Source organism: Pseudoalteromonas sp. CH_XMU1449-3 (assembly GCF_037027245.1).
In the GTDB taxonomy this organism is placed as follows: Bacteria; Pseudomonadota; Gammaproteobacteria; order Enterobacterales; family Alteromonadaceae; genus Pseudoalteromonas; species Pseudoalteromonas shioyasakiensis.
In genome coordinates this window covers 200,511-219,889 of record NZ_JAYMDY010000005.1, presented here as the reverse complement: position 1 = coordinate 219,889, position 19,379 = coordinate 200,511, and the positions used below count along the sequence as shown (strand labels likewise).

General features: G+C 41.2%; 19 protein-coding genes. 5 read left to right on the top strand and 14 right to left on the bottom strand.

Features of this window, described 5'->3' with window-relative positions; genetic code table 11:
* Positions 1-111 precede the first annotated feature (111 nt).
* From WA256_RS08705 to WA256_RS08685, 5 genes are all read right to left on the bottom strand, one after another.
* Positions 112-789 (bottom strand): hypothetical protein, encoded by a 678-nt coding sequence (locus WA256_RS08705; RefSeq protein WP_335990577.1) that lies wholly within the window; start codon positions 787-789, stop codon positions 112-114.
* Positions 790-1,006: 217 nt separating this feature from the next.
* Positions 1,007-1,357, bottom strand: coding sequence for a DUF2750 domain-containing protein (locus WA256_RS08700; RefSeq protein ID WP_054552718.1), 351 nt, complete (start codon positions 1,355-1,357; stop codon positions 1,007-1,009).
* A gap of 17 nt (positions 1,358-1,374) precedes the next feature.
* Complete coding sequence (locus WA256_RS08695) at positions 1,375-1,953, bottom strand: glutathione S-transferase family protein (protein WP_269407368.1); 579 nt, start codon at positions 1,951-1,953, stop codon at positions 1,375-1,377.
* A 59-nt stretch (positions 1,954-2,012) separates the two neighbouring features.
* On the bottom strand, positions 2,013-2,294 hold the full coding sequence (locus WA256_RS08690; RefSeq protein WP_054552716.1) for a peptidylprolyl isomerase: 282 nt from the start codon (positions 2,292-2,294) through the stop codon (positions 2,013-2,015).
* A 72-nt stretch (positions 2,295-2,366) separates the two neighbouring features.
* A complete protein-coding gene (locus WA256_RS08685) occupies positions 2,367-2,942 on the bottom strand; it encodes a glutathione peroxidase (RefSeq protein ID WP_062566483.1) in 576 nt (191 codons plus the stop codon).
* 75 nt (positions 2,943-3,017) lie between these two features.
* Between WA256_RS08685 and WA256_RS08680 the strand changes: the two genes are divergently transcribed.
* From WA256_RS08680 to WA256_RS08670, 3 genes are all read left to right on the top strand, one after another.
* Positions 3,018-3,509: a GNAT family N-acetyltransferase gene (locus tag WA256_RS08680; protein WP_062566482.1), complete on the top strand. Its 492-nt coding sequence runs from the start codon at positions 3,018-3,020 to the stop codon at positions 3,507-3,509.
* Positions 3,510-3,652: 143 nt separating this feature from the next.
* Positions 3,653-5,602, top strand: coding sequence for a hybrid sensor histidine kinase/response regulator (locus WA256_RS08675; RefSeq protein WP_062566601.1), 1,950 nt, complete (start codon positions 3,653-3,655; stop codon positions 5,600-5,602).
* Between the two features lie 19 nt (positions 5,603-5,621).
* Positions 5,622-6,749, top strand: a complete 1,128-nt coding sequence (locus WA256_RS08670) for a response regulator (protein WP_062566481.1) — start codon at positions 5,622-5,624, stop codon at positions 6,747-6,749.
* 20 nt (positions 6,750-6,769) lie between these two features.
* Here the strand turns inward: WA256_RS08670 and queG are convergent, their stop codons facing one another.
* From queG to WA256_RS08630, 8 genes are all read right to left on the bottom strand, one after another.
* Positions 6,770-7,903: a tRNA epoxyqueuosine(34) reductase QueG gene (queG, locus tag WA256_RS08665; RefSeq protein ID WP_269407471.1), complete on the bottom strand. Its 1,134-nt coding sequence runs from the start codon at positions 7,901-7,903 to the stop codon at positions 6,770-6,772.
* A 70-nt stretch (positions 7,904-7,973) separates the two neighbouring features.
* A complete protein-coding gene (locus WA256_RS08660) occupies positions 7,974-8,636 on the bottom strand; it encodes a hypothetical protein (protein WP_335990571.1) in 663 nt (220 codons plus the stop codon).
* A gap of 60 nt (positions 8,637-8,696) precedes the next feature.
* Positions 8,697-9,914 carry a methyl-accepting chemotaxis protein gene (locus WA256_RS08655; protein WP_289097019.1) on the bottom strand — a complete coding sequence of 406 codons (1,218 nt, stop codon included), beginning with the start codon at positions 9,912-9,914 and terminating at the stop codon, positions 8,697-8,699.
* A gap of 84 nt (positions 9,915-9,998) precedes the next feature.
* Positions 9,999-10,697: a glycerophosphodiester phosphodiesterase gene (locus tag WA256_RS08650; protein WP_335990569.1), complete on the bottom strand. Its 699-nt coding sequence runs from the start codon at positions 10,695-10,697 to the stop codon at positions 9,999-10,001.
* On the bottom strand, positions 10,694-11,560 hold the full coding sequence (locus WA256_RS08645; protein WP_058585886.1) for a DMT family transporter: 867 nt from the start codon (positions 11,558-11,560) through the stop codon (positions 10,694-10,696). The genes WA256_RS08650 and WA256_RS08645 overlap by 4 nt, the downstream gene beginning before the upstream one ends.
* 87 nt (positions 11,561-11,647) lie before the next feature.
* Positions 11,648-13,174 (bottom strand): polyamine aminopropyltransferase, encoded by a 1,527-nt coding sequence (locus WA256_RS08640; RefSeq protein WP_335990565.1) that lies wholly within the window; start codon positions 13,172-13,174, stop codon positions 11,648-11,650.
* The gene (locus tag WA256_RS08635) at positions 13,164-13,982 is read right to left on the bottom strand and encodes a hypothetical protein (protein ID WP_063527314.1); all 819 of its coding nucleotides are present in this window, start codon (positions 13,980-13,982) and stop codon (positions 13,164-13,166) included. Before WA256_RS08635 ends, WA256_RS08640 begins: the two co-directional genes overlap by 11 nt.
* A 20-nt stretch (positions 13,983-14,002) precedes the next feature.
* Complete coding sequence (locus WA256_RS08630; protein WP_130166204.1) at positions 14,003-14,851, bottom strand: DUF350 domain-containing protein; 849 nt, start codon at positions 14,849-14,851, stop codon at positions 14,003-14,005.
* 181 nt (positions 14,852-15,032) lie between these two features.
* Here WA256_RS08630 and rnr point away from each other — a divergent pair, with 181 nt between their 5' ends.
* On the top strand, positions 15,033-17,516 hold the full coding sequence (gene rnr / locus WA256_RS08625) for a ribonuclease R (protein WP_335990561.1): 2,484 nt from the start codon (positions 15,033-15,035) through the stop codon (positions 17,514-17,516).
* Complete coding sequence (gene rlmB / locus WA256_RS08620) at positions 17,513-18,259, top strand: 23S rRNA (guanosine(2251)-2'-O)-methyltransferase RlmB (protein WP_054561023.1); 747 nt, start codon at positions 17,513-17,515, stop codon at positions 18,257-18,259. Before rnr ends, rlmB begins: the two co-directional genes overlap by 4 nt.
* Positions 18,260-18,328: 69 nt before the next feature.
* On the opposite strand, the gene WA256_RS08615 is transcribed toward rlmB, so the two are convergent.
* Entirely contained in the window at positions 18,329-19,255 is a 927-nt protein-coding gene (locus WA256_RS08615) for a manganese-dependent inorganic pyrophosphatase (RefSeq protein WP_054552703.1), read from the bottom strand.
* Positions 19,256-19,379: the final 124 nt, after the last annotated feature.

The window sequence follows — 19,379 nt, the reverse complement described above, 5'->3', positions numbered from 1 at the left end:
AGTATCCCTGATTTTTTGTTGTTAGAAAGGCACCTGCTATGAGGGGCGAGTCACCATGCTATCAGGTTTTAATTTGAACAGTAATAAATAGTTAGTAACAAAGTTTGTCAGTTAATTATGGCGGTCAATGAAACGCTGCCAATGCAGTTGCGGGTTTATTTGTCGTATGTTTTGCAGCACGGTATTTAATAACTGCATATCAGCAAAGCGTTGCTCGTTGAAATCTTTAAAACCAAGCAAGTAGTTAAAGGCGTCTTTGCAGCTGGCTTGCAGTGCATGAATTCGCACTTGTTGTTCAAAGTTGAGCCGTAAGCTGCTTATCGCGGTTTTCATACCTTGCTGATCAACAGTAGGAATAGCGCACTTTTGTAAATAACCAGCGCGTTCACCTTCACCCGAAAACCAAATACGTACTTTTTCGCTGTAGCGACCAGATTTAGCGGGTAAATCAAACATCAGTCGTTGCTGATTTTGCTCATTTAAATAGCCTAAGTATTGGTCAAGTCCTGCATCGAGTAATGCATTGTGGATAGGCACATAGCGGGGTTTTATCTTGCCATGTGTATGAAAATCAAAGCAGCGAATTCCATCAAGGGTGACAATATTATCAAGGGTTAAATGGCCAATTTCATCGCTGTAGGCACCGGTGTAATAGGCAAATAAAGGCAGCCAAAAGTGCCAATGCTTAGCTTGTTCACGTGCTAAACGCTGATCACCATAAATGTAACCATTATACAGGGTATGTAATTCCATGGCCGAAAAGGGCCTACGACCAAGATGGGACTTCAACCTAATACCTTGATAATAAAGATGTGTCGAAGAGTATAACTGATATACCCAAACCACCTCAAGATGCGAGCTTCAGTTGGAATTAAAAGCGATTTAGGCAAGGCATTGATTGCAAGTAATAGTGGTTCTATTGTTAAAATCAATATAAGTATCAAGTTTCCAGCTAAACGACACTGCCATAAATACGGCCGTGTCGTTATAAGCTTAAGGATTGCGATTAATCGCAAAGAGCTTTAGCTAGACCAACAGGTTCGATTTCAACGCATACTTGATCATCGTTCCAGTTTAAACCAACAAGCGCATCATCTTCGTTAAGGTCTTCAACCCACTCATCAAGAAATTCGTCTAGGCCAATTTCAACAGGGGTATAGTCTTGCCACTCATCTTTACATTGTGCTTTTGCAGCGTCTTCAGTACCCCAAAGTAATAGCACATCTGTGTCGCTAAATTGGTTTGATTCACAGACAACAAAACCACCATCTTCGGCACCCAGTGCCCACATAGATTCGTTCAAACGAACTTTTTCTACAAAGCTAACTAATTCTGATTCAATTTCGATATCGCTCATTTGCGTAACCCTTATCTTTATATTCGTGGATCTGTTTGTTGTACCGCCGCTTTATCGGCGAATTTATGATAAAAATCAACTAAGTTTTCTAGTTGGCTAAAATCAGTTAATTCGCGGAAGCGGATCCAATCTAGCAAGCAGTATAAACTGATGTTGAGGTATTCACAGCTTTTAAATACTGGCTCCGATAAATGAGTATTTAAATAGGTTAATGTTTCAACAATTCGTTCATTCTGTAAATTAAAAAATAGTTTGTCGCTGTTGGTATCAAACCCTGAACGCTGACAAAGTAAAATTTCTACCAGTGAATCATTGCAGGCATTGATAATGGTTAAGTAGTTCTCTTGCTGCCAGCTAAGTAACGGCTGATCAGCTTTTTCGAGCAGGTAGCGAATAATTGAGTTGGAATCACATAAGGTAAAATCATGGTCGATTAATACAGGAATTTTTCTGGCAGGGTTATGAGCAATCATGGTTTGTCTGTCTTGCTCAGAGAAAATATCCAAATTAACAAAATCAATAGGTAGGTTATTAAGTGCCGCCCAAATCCGAATACGGCGCACAAAAGGTGAGGTAGTAGAGCCTAGTAATTGCATGATGGTATCCTTTGCAAAAAAAGCCGCTGTGAAGCGGCTTTTTGAAATCAATTTGTCAATTAGTCAGTACGGCTTGTTACTTCTAGAAGATGATAACCAAACTGGGTTTGCACTGGGCCTTGAACTTGGTTAATTGGTGCAGAGAACACGACTTTGTCGAACTCTGGAACCATCATGCCAGGGCCAAACTCACCTAATGCGCCGCCATCTTGACCTGATGGGCAATTAGAATGAGCACGAGCAAGCTCTGCAAAGTCAGCTCCTTGCTCAATTTGCTGTTTTAAATCTAAACAGTGAGCTTCACTGTCTACGAGAATGTGTCTTGCACTGGCTACTGCCATAACATCTCCTAATGTGTGTTTTAGTATTAAATTACTAGTTTAGTTCAATATTTACCGAACGAAAAATTAAATTTATTTTGCAGTCAGCTCAGCTTCAATTGCATCGCGTAAAGTTTGCGATTGTGGCTTAGTTTTACTATTAAAGCGCTGCACTGTCTTACGGTCAGCAGACACTAAATATTTGTAAAAGTTCCAGTTAGGTGAGCTGGTTGCTTCGTTTAGGTGCTTGAATATCGGGTTTGCATCGCTACCGCGAACGGCACTGGTAGCAAGCATATTAAAGGTTACGCCATAATTGATGAAACATACTTTTGCAGTGTCTTTTTCATCGTCTTCTTCTTGGAAAAAGTCATCTGATGGAAATCCTAATACGACCAAGCCTTGGTCTTTATATTCTTTATGAATAGCCTCTAAGCCTTCAAACTGGCCGGTAAAACCACAATTACTAGCTGTATTGACTATTAGGAGTGGTTTGTCTTTGAATTCGCAGAAGTTAATTGACTCTTTTGAGCGTAACTTTCTCATAGTGACATTGGTAAAATCATCACATTGGCTGCTTGCTTTAGCAGCTGGCGTAGCCTCAGTAGTTTGTGCTGCAAGGTTGGTTGTTATTAGGCCTGCTGCAAGTAACAAAGCATATTTATACATAGTTATTTCCCGCTAGTTATTTCTGATGAATATACGCTAATATGCAGCAAAGTGATCATTTAATTTCAGCTATTTATGACGATTCGCAAAGCAACACAGACCGATTTAACTGACATAGTCGCTATTTATAACGAGACCATCCCTGGTCGTATGGTAACTGCAGATACAGAAGAGGTATCGGTTGCAGACAAACAAGCTTGGTTTGATAGCCATACAGAGAAAAGACCTATTTTTGTTTTTGAGCAACAAGGTAAAGTGCTTGCTTGGCTGAGTTATAAGTCATTTTATGGCCGACCTGCCTATGATGGTACAGTTGAAATTAGCATTTACATCACCCAGCAAGCTCAAGGGAAGGGGCTAGGTAAACAATTGCTTACATTTTCAGAACAGCATGCAAAAACACTTGATATCAAGGTGTTATTAGCTTTTATCTTTAGCCACAACCTACCGAGCATAAAACTGTTTAATCGCTTTGATTACAAGGTCTGGGGAGAGCTTCCTGAGATTGCGATCATGGATGATAAAGCCTATAGCCTTACTATTTTAGGTAAGCGTTTAGACAGTTAATTAGCTAAAAAGCTAATAAAAAATGCGGTACAAATTGTGACCCATTGCGATTTTAGGCTACGCTAAAATAGGTATTTATTATTAAGCGAGTCTAGTCTACTGTGCGAAGAATATTGATTGTTGATAGCAATAGTGTTTTAGCAATGCGGGTCAAGGTGCTGCTAGAGCTTATTGGCTGTCGAGTTGAGCTATTACATTTTGCAATGGTTGATGATGCTGTTTTAGAGCAAGACTTTGATCTTGTTGCAGCTTCTCATGGTGTGCCAACCACTGTTATTAAAACGCTAATGGGAGTGTTCTCACAAGAGCATTTCTTGCTGTTAGCGCCTAAAGCGCAGCGTAGTGATTTACTAGAGCATTTTAGTGAAGTAAATCGCCTATTACCTAATGCTGTGGTGATTTACCCCTTCTTTGCAAATAAAGAGATTAGCTCTTTATTAGAAGGGGTACTTGAGCTCGACAGCGATAATATTCTTCAACTTCCTACCGTGTTACTTGTCGATCACTGTGCTGAACGTTTGGCGCAAATAGCCCTAAACCTCAAAGGGGCACATATTAAAACCTTCACAGCTGATAATACTGCATCTGCTGTGGATGTTATTAAAGAACAGAGCATTGATTTACTCATTAGTGATTTTACTTTTACTGATGGCACAGGGCTTGAGCTCTTTAATAAGCTCAAAACATGTCAGCCTAATAGTCGTTGTTTACTTTATACCTCTAAGCCAGATCAAGTCTCGATGGTAGCAGCTATTCGTCAAGGGGTAGAAGATGTGCTCATCAAGCCGATTGATGATAATAGTCTGCTGCAATCAGTACATAAACTTTGGCAAACAGAACTATTAAGGCGTCATAACACTGAATTAGTAGAGCGTTTGCAAAATACAGTTGATGCACTCATTGAAAAAGACAGCTTATTACGGGTTATTTTTAAGCATACACCCGATGCCATCATTCTATTTGAGCGTGGTGGTAAGGTTATAGAAACTAACGACGCCTGCGAGCAGCTGTTTGAAAAGCCGCTGAAAGAATTTGAGAATTGCTCTGTTTTTGAATTTTTTGATGTGGCATCAACTGAGCGCATCAAAGATAAGATTGCGACTTTAAGTAAAAACCGACAATTTAGTTGTGACTTACGACTACTCAAGAAAAATGGCAGTGAGGTGCCTTTAGTTGGCTCGTTTAACGAAATCGACCACCACGGAGAAATTGCGCTAGCGGTGATCTTTAAGAACGTTACACATCTTAAAGAGAAAGAAGATTTACTCGTTGAAGCTAAAGATTTGCTTGAAGAAGAGGTCAAAGCCCGTACTGCTCAGTTAGAGCATGCTAAAAATGTGGCAGAAGCGGCAAATCATAGTAAATCTGAGTTTTTAGCGAACATGTCTCATGAACTTAGAACACCTATGCATTCTATTTTAAGCTTTGCTCGCTTTGGGCTTGATAAGGTTGCTAATGACGATTTAAGTAAAGACAAGTTAAACAAGTATCTATCTAGAATTGAGCAAAGTGGTGAGCGATTATTATCGCTGCTAAATAACTTACTCGATCTATCAAAGCTCGATGTCGGGAAATTCCCGTTCAATCCGCAAAAGCATAACTTAAGCAATATTATAAAAACCAGCATTGATGATGTGTCGGGCACAGCCCTTGAAAAAAGTATTGCTATTCGGCCTATAGGTTTTGAACAAGGCATTGTGCTTGAGTGCGACGAAGAACAAATTAATCAAATTATGCGTAACTTGATCGGTAATGCACTGAAGTTTAGTGAGCCGAATAGCGAAATTGATATTAGTTTAGCGGTGAATGAGCAGATGGCCGAAATCGCTGTTATTGACCGCGGAATAGGGATCCCTGAACAAGAGCTTGAAAAGATTTTTGCTAAGTTTGAGCAAAGCAGTAAAACCAACAGTGGTGCGGGAGGCACTGGGCTTGGATTAGCTATTTGTCGGGAATTTGTAGCCTTACATCAAGGCACTATTTCGGCAAGTAATAATGAGTACGGGGGGGCCACTATTTTGGTACGGCTGCCCTTAGAAATAGACTTGCCGCAACACTTGGCAAATGAACAACAGTCTATATCGATGAATTAATAAAACGGAAGAGATAATCATGGCCTTGAAACGTATTTTAGCGGTTGATGATGAACCATTTAATTTAGAAATTATTGAAGAGATCCTTGAGGATCTCGATTTTGAGCTGAAAATGGTTAATAGCGGCCCAGAATGCTTAGAAGTCGTTGAAGAGTTCGACCCTCAAGTGATTTTACTCGATGTGAGCATGCCACAAATGAGTGGTTACGATGTCTGTCGTAAGCTCAAAGAAAACCCCAATACGCAAAAAATTATTGTGATGTTTGTCTCAGCCAGAGGCACCGTTGAGGAGCGCATGGAAGGTTATTCTGTTGGTGCAGAAGACTACATTGTTAAACCATTTAGCCATAATGAGCTCAAGCTTAAGTTACAACATTTGAATCAAGTGCTAATTGAAAAGGAATCGCTAGAACAACAAGTTGAAGATGCTACGTCAACGGCATTTAATGCGATGGCAAACAGCAGTGAAATGGGACAAATTGTTAATTATATTGAGCATATAGGTTCAATAGATAACGAACATGAACTCGGCAAAGCCTTTTTAAACTGTTTAGGTGCATTTGATTTACAAAGTAACGTTGAGTTTAGGTTAGATAACGAAGTATTACATTTCTCTGTGTCGGGTGTGTGCTCGCCGATTGTGATCGAGCTGTTTGAAATGCTGAAAAGCAAAGGTCGATTGCACGAGTTCTCAAATCGGATTTTAGTAAACTATGAAATGATCAGTTTGCTTATCTTAAATATGCCTGGACAAGACCCCGATAAGCATGGTCGAATTCGAGATCATATTTGCTTTTTAGTCAGTGTTACAGAGCAGCAGCTTAAAGCGATTCTCACTAAAAAAGAGCTACTTCAGCAGCAGCAACAGTTAAATGATGCTGTAAGTAAGGTGCACAGCAAATTTACAGGTTTGATTGAGCTTTTAAATGAAAACCGTATCAATAACGAAGCTGTATTTAAGCGGCTTCAAGAAGACTTAGAAAGTCGCATACCGACCATGGGCTTAGATGAAGACCAAGAGGTGTTCATCTATCAAAAGGTCGATGAAACCATTCAAAACTCAGTGGCTCGAGAGGAGTCAGTAAAAGGGGTTAAAGCAGCCTTTAAAGAAATTGAAAATGACTTATCACTATTATTAACGCGATAGGGCAAAGCTTGAACTAGTCATCAAGCATCTCTGGGTAGGCCTTTTTCAACAATGCGAATTAAGCGCGCCGTTTTACGAAGCTTTAACTGGCGCTTATTTTTTTGCTGATCAAGCGCCCACTCGATATGCTCAGCGACCAAAGCTGTAGCGGTTGTTAACCTTTGCTCTAAAGCCTCGATTATTTGCTCGTTGTAATCAGCGTTACCTAATCCGACAGCAAGGTTTCTTAACCAGCGCTCGTGACCAATACGGCGTATAGGGCTGCCTTCGGTATTTTTAAGAAAGGTTGCTTCATCCCATGCAAATAAAGTCAGTAATTCTTGATCTTTAAGTTGCTTTCTTGGGTGAAAGTCAGCTTCATCGGTGAGTTGACCGTAGCGATTCCATGGGCATACTAACTGACAGTCATCACAGCCATAAATGCGATTCCCTAACAGTGGGCGATACTCTTCAGGAATTGCGCCTTGTAATTCAATAGTAAGGTAAGAGATACATTTACGGGCATCGACTACATAAGGCTCGACAATCGCACCGGTTGGGCACAGTGTCATACAGGCAACGCATTTCCCACAGCCTTCAAAGCTATTTTCTTCATCAATAGGGAGTGGTATATCAACAAACAGCTCCCCTAAGAAAAACCAAGAGCCCGCTTCTTTATTGATTAATAAACTATGTTTTCCACGCCAGCCCAAGCCTGCCTTTTCGGCTAGTTGCCTTTCAAGCACTGGAGCTGAGTCAACAAAGGGGCGAAAACCGAGCTGGCCAACTTGCTGCTCTATTTTTTGGCCTAACTTTTTCAGACGGTTGCGAATTAACTTATGATAGTCACGACCCAATGCATAGCGACTAATGTACGCTTTATCAGTCTGTTTGAGGTTTTTAGCAAAGCTTGCATCAGGCGGCAGGTAGTTCATTTTTACTGAGATGACTCGCTGCGTGCCAGGTACCAGCTCTGCTGGGCGCGCTCGCTTCATACCATGGGCTGCCATGTATTCCATCTCACCGTGATAGCCTAAATCTAACCAGCGCTGTAGCTGCGCTTCATGCTTCGTTAGGTCAATATCAGTGATCCCGACTTCTGCAAAGCCAAGGTCTTTTCCCCATTGCTTTATTTGCAGTGCGAGTTGTTCATAATCAATAGAAGGAGTTGTCACGGTCAATAAAAAAGTAGCCAAGAAGCGGCTACTTTAACATAGTTTGAGGTAGGCTCTGAACAATAATCACTTATTGTAGGGTAATTCCATCGTCAGTAATAACAGCGATTAGTAAGCCGTACTCGACATTGTTTTCAGTATAAACACGCGATAATCCACCTTTACTGTTTTGCCTCACAGTGTTGTTGCTGATTAAATCATCTAGGCTCTGGCTAATAGTATCTGTATTATCGCTTTGCAGAATAATGCCGCATAGTTGATTTGAGCACTGCATGTCATACACAGTAATGTCTGCGTGTTTTTCTTGGTATTTTATTGTTTCATCGTAAACCAGTTCTCTAATTTGCGCTTTGTTGGGATCAGTTAAGCCATTCGCTAACTCAGAAACATAATCTTGAATTTGTGCAAATCCCATTTCATTTAATGGCTGTGTATTAAACACTTTTTGACCGTTTTCTTTGTCTGCTACGAGTTCATCCAATGAGCTTAGTGCACCTATGGAGGTGTCTGTGTCGGTAAAAGCATCGTCAGAACTTAGTGAGTCAGTCTCTCGAGATAATTGCGGGTTTATTTTTGTTTGAAGTGTTGATGACTTAATAGCAAGGGATGCGGTTTCTTCTGCTGTTTCTTCAGCCGTAACATTGTGTGTAGTGTTATCCTCGAGCAGGTTAAAAACTTTATAAGTAATAAAAAGCGTGCATAGCGTGAGCACTGCAAAGAAAACATTTTTCATTTAAATTCCCTTTTGATGTTTTCTTATACAGTACTGTAACTAAATGAATTAAGTCAATTTTTACACAAAGCGTTTTAATTGCTCTTGGGTTTGTTGGCTCAGTTTGTGTGATTGTTGGCAATCAGCGAGTGATTCATCAATTTGCTGCTTAGCTTGCTCACCCAAAGCCACAATTTGCTCAACCGTTTGATGGGTCTGGGTTTGGGTTTGCTCTAGTAAATGCACCGCGCTGACAATCTGTTGTAGTTGTTGTTGGTTTTGCTCAAATTCGCCAAGCATATTGCTAAAGCCTGTTGAGGTGTTGCTAATCGCTGTTTCAGCTTCACTCGAGTGGCTAATTAACTGCTCAGACTCTTTATTGGTTTCGCTAACAAGGCTATTCATTTGATTAATAAAGTCACTGATCTGGCGAGTTGCGTCGTTAACTTTAACCGATAGCGATCTAACTTCATCGGCAACCACCGCAAAACCTCGGCCTGCTTCACCTGCACGTGCCGCTTCAATTGCAGCATTTAGGGCAAGCAAATTGGTTTGGTCAGAAAACTCTTCAACCATTTTTAAAATGGCGCGAATGTTCTCGCTGTTTTCTTTAAGGCCAGACACCGTTGCTGAGAAGTTACCCAAAATTTGGCTAATCATCGCGACCTTTTTAACTAATGCCGATAACTCAGTGGCTGAGTGCTTAACAAAGTTTAAGTGTTCACTATTAACATGATGCACGCTGTCAGTATTTGCTGAGATATTCTCAAGGCTTGAAGTAATTTGGTTGCTTGAATCAGTAATGGTTTGGCTGAATTTTATTTGCTGGTGGCTCATTTCTGCGGTTTGCTGCATTGAATGAGTCATCTTTGAACTACTATCTGCACTGGCTTGTGCACTTTGGTAAGTGGTGGCTAATAGGTTTGCTAAATGAACAGTAAAGGTATTGTACTGCTCACTTAAATCACGAAACTCATCATAGGTAAAATGCGGTAGCTTGGCAGATAAATCAGCATCATGGCGGTTGATTTGCTCAAGTGTATCGCGCATTGCTTGCACTGGGCGCACAATTAAAAAGCGCATGTAGAAAACAGTAAAAATAAAGCTGGCGACTATAACAAAGGTCATTAACCAAAATAGTCCCATACCAGCTTGCTGTTCTGAAAGGCTGCTATAAAGCCAGATCAAAGTAATGGCTTGAAACGCAAACACAAAACCTAAATTACCGACAATCTTACGTGTGAGGGTGTAAAAGAAAGTTTGTTCGATAAAATTGTAAATGCGCATATAGCTACTCATTAAGGTGTTGTGTTGATTCATTTTGGCGTAATTTTTTATTATTCAATGTCACATAATTCAACAGTATAGCTTAGTTTTGTTGAGTTACAGTGACTGCAGTGTCATTTGTGTATGACACGGAAAATTAGTAAAAATACCATCTACGCCATACTCTAGCATTAATTCGATATCTTCCACTTTATCGACCGTGTAAGCATAAACTTGAAGGCCGCGTTGTTTTGCGTCAGCAACAAACTCATGGTTTATAAAGTTTTTATCTACATGAATGCTATAGGCATGCAGTTTTTGCGCAAACTCGCTGTAATTAATTGGGATAGAAGCGGTAAGTGCACCAATCTTTACCCACGGCAATTTTTGCTTTAGCCACATCAGTTGGTGGTGATCGAATGAAGAGACTAGCAGGTTATCCCGAGAAATTTTCCCAGCGCTAACGTTTGATTCTATAAGCTCTACAAATTTATCTAACGAAAAAGTATGTTTAAGCTCTAAATTAAGTAAGGTTTTATCAGCAACCCAATCGATTGCCTGTTGTAAAGTCGGTACGACTTCGCCATTGCCTGCATCGTATTGTTGAATTTGCTCTTTTGAGCAGGCATTTACCTTACCGCGACCAGAGGTTGTACGATCAAGCCAAGTGTCGTGAATAATCATGTAATCATCAAGGCAGCTTTGCACATCAATTTCGATGCCATCTACTGCTAAATCAACAGCTGCGATAATAGCGCTTTGAGTATTTTCTGGGTAGGTACCACTGGCACCTCTGTGAGCGAATACTTTCATCATTGCTTATACCTACGAGTCACTGACCATGTTTCATAAAAAGCGGCACTAATCACCAGTGCGCCACCAATAAGAGTGCTAATTGAAGGTTGCTCATGCAAAATTAAAAAAGCGAAAAACGTACCGTATAAAGGCTGCAAACACGATATCAAACCAGCGGTTGAAGCTGATAAGTTTTTTAGGCTTGCTGCAAACAGTGAATGCGGTGCTGCTGTAAAAATAACCCCTACGGTAATTAATAGCAGCCAATTTATTGTATCAACTTGTAATGGCGGTACTTCGACAAAGGCGCACAGCATAATGCAGGCGATCCAAGTTTGATAAAGCATGGTTTGTGGGCCGCCATATTGGCTAAAGTAACGCTTGTGAACGATATTTCGAAACGCAAAAAAGAACGCTGACAAAATGCCAATAGCAATACCTAGGGTGACATCATTGCCTAAGCTGGCATCAGGAATAAGTAAATAAATACCAAGCATTACCACCAAAGCGCTAAAAATATCTTTGAGCTGTGGTTTACTGCCATGAAATAAAGGCTCTAAAAATACCGTGATAACAGGGTAAGTAAAAAAGGCAATCATACCGACTGCAATACCTGCTAGTTGCATACCTGCGAAGTAGGTGAGCCAATGTATTCCAACAGTGACTCCAAGTAACAAGGCTATAAGGTAGTCGCGACGCGAGTGAAGTTTAATCGCTTTGTGTTGAATTGTAAGTAAGATCAGTAAGGCACAGCCTGCAATTGCTGTTCGGTAAACGGTAATATCTAATGCACTTAGGCTGACTAGCTTGGCGAATAATGCAGTACCACCAAAGAGTAGCACTGCAATATGTAAGTATATTAGGCTCTGTTTGTGCGCCTGCATTACAAACCTTGTTATTGTTGTTATTAACTCTCTTTGTAACGGTAATCCTTTACTTTGTAAACTCCCCAAATGGGCTAATCCATTCGTTTAGTTCCAATATTTCCATCCCTGCAAGTAATAGTGCAGCACATTAGGCTCATCAAGCGTCGATACTTTTTCATTGTTAGCGCTAATATCCGGGGTAAAAATAAACAATTGTGCGTCATTTTCAGGGCGGTAAAAGCGGGTTTTAACATGCAATACTTGTTGGTTACTGCACATCAAGTTGCAAGCCATAACAAAGCCCCATTCGCCAAAAGAGGGCACATTCAAATGATAAGGCAAGGTGTGCGCAAAGCCTGCTGCACTGAGCGTGTTATTGATAGACCAAAATGCTTGCTTCGCAAAAAATGGGCTGGTGGCCTGGGTCACTACAATACCGTTATTTGGTAGTCGTGTTTTTACTAGTTGATAAAACTGCTGACTGTAAAGGCGAGCTAAATTGATTGCTTTTGGATCCGGTAAATCAATAAAAATAATATCGAACAGCTGTTCGTTTTGCTCAATAAACACATAAGCATCTTGATGAATAACCGTCACTTTAGGGTCACTGAGTGAGTGCTTGTTAAGTGTTGTCAGGTTGTGATTAGTTTGCGCAAGCTTAGCGACTGCTGGATCTAAATCGACTAGGGTAATAGATTCTATTTGCGGGTACTTCAAAAGCTCTCTAGCTGCTAAGCCATCGCCACCGCCTAAAATTAGAATACGTTTGGCATTACCATGGCGCACCATAGCGGGATGGATAAGCGCTTCGTGATAGCGATACTCATCAATCGATGAAAACTGTAAGCCACCGTTTAAATAAAGCCGAATATCATCTTTATGACGAGTCAGTACGATTTGCTGATAGGGCGTTTGCTCCGAGTGTACTACACGATCATCGTAGATTTGGCTTTGCCAAAGATGGGTGAGCTGTTTACTAGCAAATAAGCAAAGCACTAATACTGAGCAGACTAAAACTAATGTGAGTCTTAGCACTTTTCGACGATTTGGGCTGATATGGTCGATAAAGTACCACAGCAATAACAGCGCAATACTTAGATTCATTAAGCCAAAGCTTAAGGCTGTTTTAAAAACCCCAAGCCAAGGTAAAAATAGAAAAGGAAACAGTAAAGTCGCAAGCAGGGCGCCAAAGTAGTCAATAGATAACACATTAGCGAGGTTTGCTTTTAGCGCATAATGTTTTTCCATTAGGCGACTTAACAGCGGAATTTCTAAGCCAATCAAAATCCCTATTAGCGTAGTGAGTAAAATACTAATTGCTTGCAGTGGTAAGCCAAACGCATAACAGAAATACAATAAGGGCACACTTAAGCCACCAAGTAGTGCAAGCAGTAGCTCAAAACCGATGAAATACACCAGCAATGGCTTATCAGGCACAAAACGCGAAAAATAAGAGCCAACTCCCATTGCCGCCATATAGACGCCAATTGTCAGAGAGAATTGGGTGATGCTATCACCCAAAAAGTAGGCACCAGTGGTTGCGATCAGTAGCTCATAGATAATTGAGCAAAGGCCAGCAACAAAAATACTAAACAGTAAAATGTGGCTTTCGCGAATTGAGTTATTTTCCACCTGGGCCGCCTCGTGAACGGAAACCTGCACTGCCAATACTTTGTTCACGCAATTGTTTATCAACGCTTATCGTGAGGTGGTGATAGGAGTAAACTTGCCAATCTTGCTCTTTGTCACCTTTGCTATATGCCAAGAAGGAAAAGAAGAGCACGGGTGCTAAAAACAGTAACACAATAGGCCAAACAGAGATGCGCGATTCCATTGCTTTTATAGCCTCAGGGTTTAACTTATTGATTGGTTTATAAGTAATATCGGAGCCTTCACGCTCAGCTTCTAAACGATGCAGCATTACAAATAGCGCTACACCGCCGATGAAGCCAGAAATCCATAACAGCGGTAGCATGAAATTACTGTTACCTTTGATTGGGATAATACGAAACGTATAACTAAAATGTTCGGCACGCTTATTTGGGCCAAACGTACTACTGACGTAGGCGCTATATTGCCCCTTCTTAGGGAAGTGGACATCGTGATGAGTATAATCACGGTACTCAGTCCATTTACCATCTGAATCGTGTCCGGTTTCAGCCCAAAGCTCATCAGAGTAACTAAATAAATAGTGACCATCAGGGTCAAAAATTTCGATATCAATGGCTTTCCATGAGTTTAAAGGCAGTCTGCCTTTAATTTCTAAGCGCATCATTTGGCCATCTTCTGGCACTGTAAATAGGTAAGGTTTGTCTTGTCCGTCGTAGTCTTTAAAGTTGCCATATTGGCCACTAATAAGTGGCGCTTGTAGATCTGCACGTATCACTAAGCAAACAACAAATGTGATAGCGGCAATAATAAAAAGCTTATAGATGTTCATCCATTACTCCATAAATAAGCTTAAATAGCGATAGTGATGATAACAGCAACACAGATTGCAATGCTGCTTTCAATAACCGCAACGGCGGTGTTTTTGTCGTGCATTGCTTGGTCGAGTGAAATTTTGCTAAAGATAATTTTATCAACGAGGTAACGCACAATTGGTAAAATTAAAAAGCCAAATAATGCGTCAATAAAGAATAAGCTTAAGCTTTGTTGCCAAGTATGAAATCCACCAATGAGCGCATGACACAAGATAATAGCTAACGCCAACATAGTGCCTGAAAAGCTAAGTGCAACGGCTTTGTTGCCTTTTTCGAGCTGTTCATGAAGATTAAAAGCAGTGAGGTGATCATAGCCTTTGGCAAAAATGATCAGCATTAGTTGCCCTAAAAAATAAAACACTATGGCTGATAACCAGCTGCCTTCACCGGTTAATGCGCCACCAATGATCAGTGCTGCGGCCATATAGTTTGCTGCTTGTACTAAGCCCACAGCCTCATTTTGTTGGTTAATTAATTGCTCTTGGTTACAGAACAAACGCAGCAGTAATTTGTCATTTAAAATACGTGAGCAAGTTAGCAGCACCATACCTAATACACTGTACAGTGATACATTCATCAAATCGCTTAGTAAACCTTGACTAGGCCCAGCTAAAACAAAGCCATAAATAATGGTAATTGCCCCTAAGTAGCCGCCAATAGATAAACCCAAGGCACTGTTGGCATTATCGGTTAACTGGCTGGTGGTGTTATAAGGGGTTGCTAAGTTATACGACAGTTTTGCAACGGCTATGATTGCAATGAATAGACCAATATAGGCGCTGTTGTAGGCCATCGTTGCGAGGTAGTGGGTTACGTTAATATCCATATAATTATGTTAGCTTGTTGTTATTTTCCGAAAATATTAACACAGAGTGTTTGTTGCAAAGAATATCAAAGCTTCATTTTTGGCAGAATTAATCAATTTCTTAAAAGTTTCATAGCTTTTGCCTGTCTCATTGTTAGGTTATGGGTTAAAATAACAACATAACCAACTAACAAGATAGTGAATGTCAAAACAGGATCCAAATCTCAGTCGAGAACAAGAAAAGTACGAAAACCCCGTCCCTAGCCGTGAGTTTATACTTACTCACTTAGAATCTCGCGCCAAACCAGCAAACTTCACACAACTTTGTGACGAATTACATGTGAATGATACAGAGCGTCAAATTGCGTTCAAACGTCGTTTACGTGCTATGGAGCGCGATGGTCAACTGTATTTCAATAAGTTTAAATGCTACGCATTGATCGATGAATCAGGCCTAGTTAAAGGCAAGGTCATTGGTCATCGTGACGGATTCGGCTTTTTAGAAGTTGAAGGTGAGAGTAAAGATTGGTTTATCGCAAAGCACCAAATGAATATGGTGTTGCACGGTGACATTGTGCTTGCTAAAGGCAATCGCAAAGGCTCAAGTGGCAAATGCGATGCACGCATCATTAAGGTATTAACCAATGAACGTGCACCGATTGTTGGCCGCTATTTTGTTGAGCATGGTATTGCAGTTGTTGTGGCTGAAGACCCACGCATAACGCAAGATATTATGATACTACCGGGTAGTGAAAATGGCGCGCGCCACAACCAAATGGTGCAGGTGCAAATTACCCAAAACCCAAGCCGACATATGAATGCGGTAGGCAAAGTCACTGAGGTACTGGGAGAACACTTAGCACCGGGAATGGAAATTGAAGTTGCACTACGCAATCACGATATTCCTCACGTTTGGCCTGAAGCGGTTGAAAAGCAAGTTGCTCATTTAGGTGAGTTTGTTGATGAACAAGCAAAGCAAGGTCGCGTTGATTTACGTGACTTACCGCTGGTGACAATCGACGGTGAAGATGCCCGAGACTTTGACGATGCCGTTTATTGTGAGCGCAAACCATCAGGTGGTTGGCGTTTATGGGTGGCCATTGCCGATGTGTCGCACTACGTAGGAATGAACACGCCTCTGAATAAAGAAGCGATTGAACGTGGTAACTCAGTATACTTCCCTGAGCAAGTTATTCCGATGCTGCCAAAAGTGTTATCGAATGGCTTGTGCTCATTGAACCCAAAAGTTGACCGTTTATGTATGGTTGCTGAGATGACGGTGTCAGAAGCGGGTAAGTTGTCTGGGTATAAATTTTACGAAGCGGTGATGAATTCACACGCTCGTTTTACTTACACCAAAGTGAATGCAATTTTACAAGGCGATGAAAAGCTGCGTGAAGAGTACGCCAAGATGGTGCCACATTTAACTGACTTACAGCAAATGTACATGGCACTTAAAGCTGCTCGCCAAGAGCGTGGTGCGATTGAGTTTGAAACCTTAGAAACGCGCTTTGTGTTTAATGCACATCGTAAGATTGAATCAATCGTGCCAGTGGTTCGCAATGATGCACACAAACTTATCGAAGAGTGCATGATTTTAGCGAACGTATCGGCAGCCCGATTATTAGAAAAGCACGAGGCAAGTGCGCTTTATCGTGTGCATGATGAGCCTGATGCTGAAAAACTTGGTTTCTTCAGAAACTTTTTATCAGAGCTTGGTATCGAAACTGCGATTTCTGATGAGCCAACACCAAAAGAAATAACGCAAGTGTTAGCTAAATTAGGCGACCGCCCAGAAGCTGAGCTTATTCAAACCATGTTGCTCCGTTCAATGAAGCAAGCGGTTTATCAGCCAGATAACATTGGCCACTTTGGTTTAGCTTTACCAGCCTATGCCCACTTTACATCGCCAATTCGTCGTTACCCTGATTTAGTGGTGCACCGTGCAATTAAAGCGGTACTTAAAGCGCAAGGTCAGCAAACATCGGGTGAGTATGCCTACACTGATGACGAAGTTGATATTTTAGGTGAGCAGTGTTCAACCACTGAACGCCGTGCTGATGATGCGACTCGCGAAGTGGCAGATTGGCTTAAATGTGAATTTATGCAAGACCATGTTGGTGACGAATTTGGTGGGGTGATCTCATCGGTAACTAACTTTGGTTTATTTGTACGCTTAGATGATTTACAAATCGACGGCATGATCCATGTAACTAACCTGGGTAATGAGTACTTCCATTACGATGGTGCTAAGCATTGCTTGATTGGTGAACAAACTCACACCGTTTATCGTCTAGGCGATAAATTAACGGTTCAGGTGTCATCTGTCAGTCTTGATGAGCGACGTATAAACTTAGTGTTAGCAGGTGAGGCGCAACCAGACCGTTATGCGCGTCGTCGTGGTCGTAGTGCCCCTGCAAAACCAAGTGTTCGTGCCCAGCTCAAAGCAGGTAAAATTCCTGGTAAAAAACCGCAGTCAGGCAGCTTTGAGGCAAAATCAGGCGACAAAGAGAATGAAAAACGTGGCAAGTCTTCACCTTCTAAAGGGCGCAAAAAGCCTAATAGTAAACAAGCTGATGCTGTAAAAGCCGGCAAAAAGAAGAGTAAGAAAAAAGCCACCAAAAAGGCAAAAAGACCGGGTAAGAATGCCCGTAAACGTAATGGCCGAGGAGCAAATAATACGTGAGTAATGAATTAATTTTTGGTTTTCACTCAGTTGAAGCAATATTAGCAAAAGAGCCTGAGCGCTTTTTAGAAATATACGCTTTAAAAGGGCGTGAAGATAAACGTTTAAACCCGGTTATTGACCAAGCACGTAAATTCGGTATTTCTGTACAATTTATGCAGCGTAAAGCGCTTGATAATAAAGCAAATGGTGAGCAGCACCAAGGCATTATCGCTAATGTGAAAGCGGCGCGCATGTATAACGAAAAAGATCTAGATGAGATCATAGCCCGTGAAGAAACGCCTTTCTTATTGGTGCTTGATGGTATAACTGATCCGCATAACTTAGGTGCCTGTTTACGTAGTGCAGATGCTGCGGGCGTGCACGCGATTATCGTTCCTAAAGATAAGTCTGCAAAACTGAACGGCACAGCGCGTAAAGTAGCATGCGGTGCGGCAGAAACAGTGCCATTGGTGCAAGTAACCAATCTTGCGCGTACGTTACGTGAAATTAAAGATGCTGGCGTTTGGGTTGTCGGCACTGCCGGTGAAACAGATACAGAGTTATTTGATGCAAATCTAACAGGGCCAATGGCTGTTGTTATGGGTGCTGAAGGGGATGGTATGCGCCGCCTTACTCGTGAGCATTGTGATTTATTAGTTAAAATCCCAATGGCTGGTTCGGTATCTAGTTTAAATGTGTCAGTTGCGACCGGTATTTGTTTATTTGAAGTGTTACGCCAGCGTAATGCAACGCAAATCTAACTGCCGCGAAAATTTCAGACACAAAAAAAGCCGATGTTACATCGGCTTTTTTGTATCTATTTCGTAAGATTAGATCTTTGCGAAAGCGTCTTGTAGTGGTGGTACTACTTGCTTCTTACGGCTTAATACGCCATCTAACCATACGCGACCGTCTTCTGATTTAACATCATAGGCAGCTTCGATTACTGATACGTCATCAGACGCAATTAGCATTTCAGAGCCTTCTTTCATGATATCAGTTAACAGGAGTAATACTGAGTGGCGACCGCCTTCTTCTTTAAGCTTTGCGATGTCAGCTTCAAGGTCTGCTTTGATCTCATCAAATACAGCAAGGTCGATAACTTCTAGCTGGCCAATACCTACTAGCTTACCGTTCATGTTGAAGTCTTTGAAATCACGCATTACTAAATCGCGTGCAGGCGTGCCTTCAACTGCTGATTTAACCTTGAACATTTCCATGCCAAGTTCTTTGAAATCTTCAATACCAGCGATTTCAGCAAGTGCTTCAACACACTTGATGTCAGCTGTTGTACACGTTGGTGATTTAAAGATTACAGTGTCGCTTAAGATAGCGCATAACATGATGCCTGCGATATCTTTTGGAATCTCTACGTTGTAGAAGTCATACATCATTTTGATGATAGTGTTTGAACAACCAACTGGACGGATCCAACACTCAAGTGGTGTTGATGATGTTAAATCGCCTAGTTTGTGGTGATCAACAACACCTACAACACGTGCTTCATCGATGTCATCAGGTGCTTGTGTTTTTTCTGTGTGGTCAACGATATAAACGTCTTCGCCTGCGTAGCTAAGTTTTAGCTCAGGTGCTTCGAAACCGAATTTATCTAGGATAAATTGTGTTTCAGGTGATACTTCACCTAAACGCGTCGGGATCGCAGGTTCATTGATCTGGTTTTTTAAGTAAGCAAGCGCAATTGCACCGCAAATTGAATCTGAATCAGGGATCTTATGACCCACTACATACATTGACATTGACGGAACTCCTTTAAATTTGGCGGATATTTTAGCAAAGTATCGACAGATTGATACATAACAGACATGAAATTTTGTTGATCAATTACAACTGCCAATTAATGTCCTTTTTGGTTACACTTTA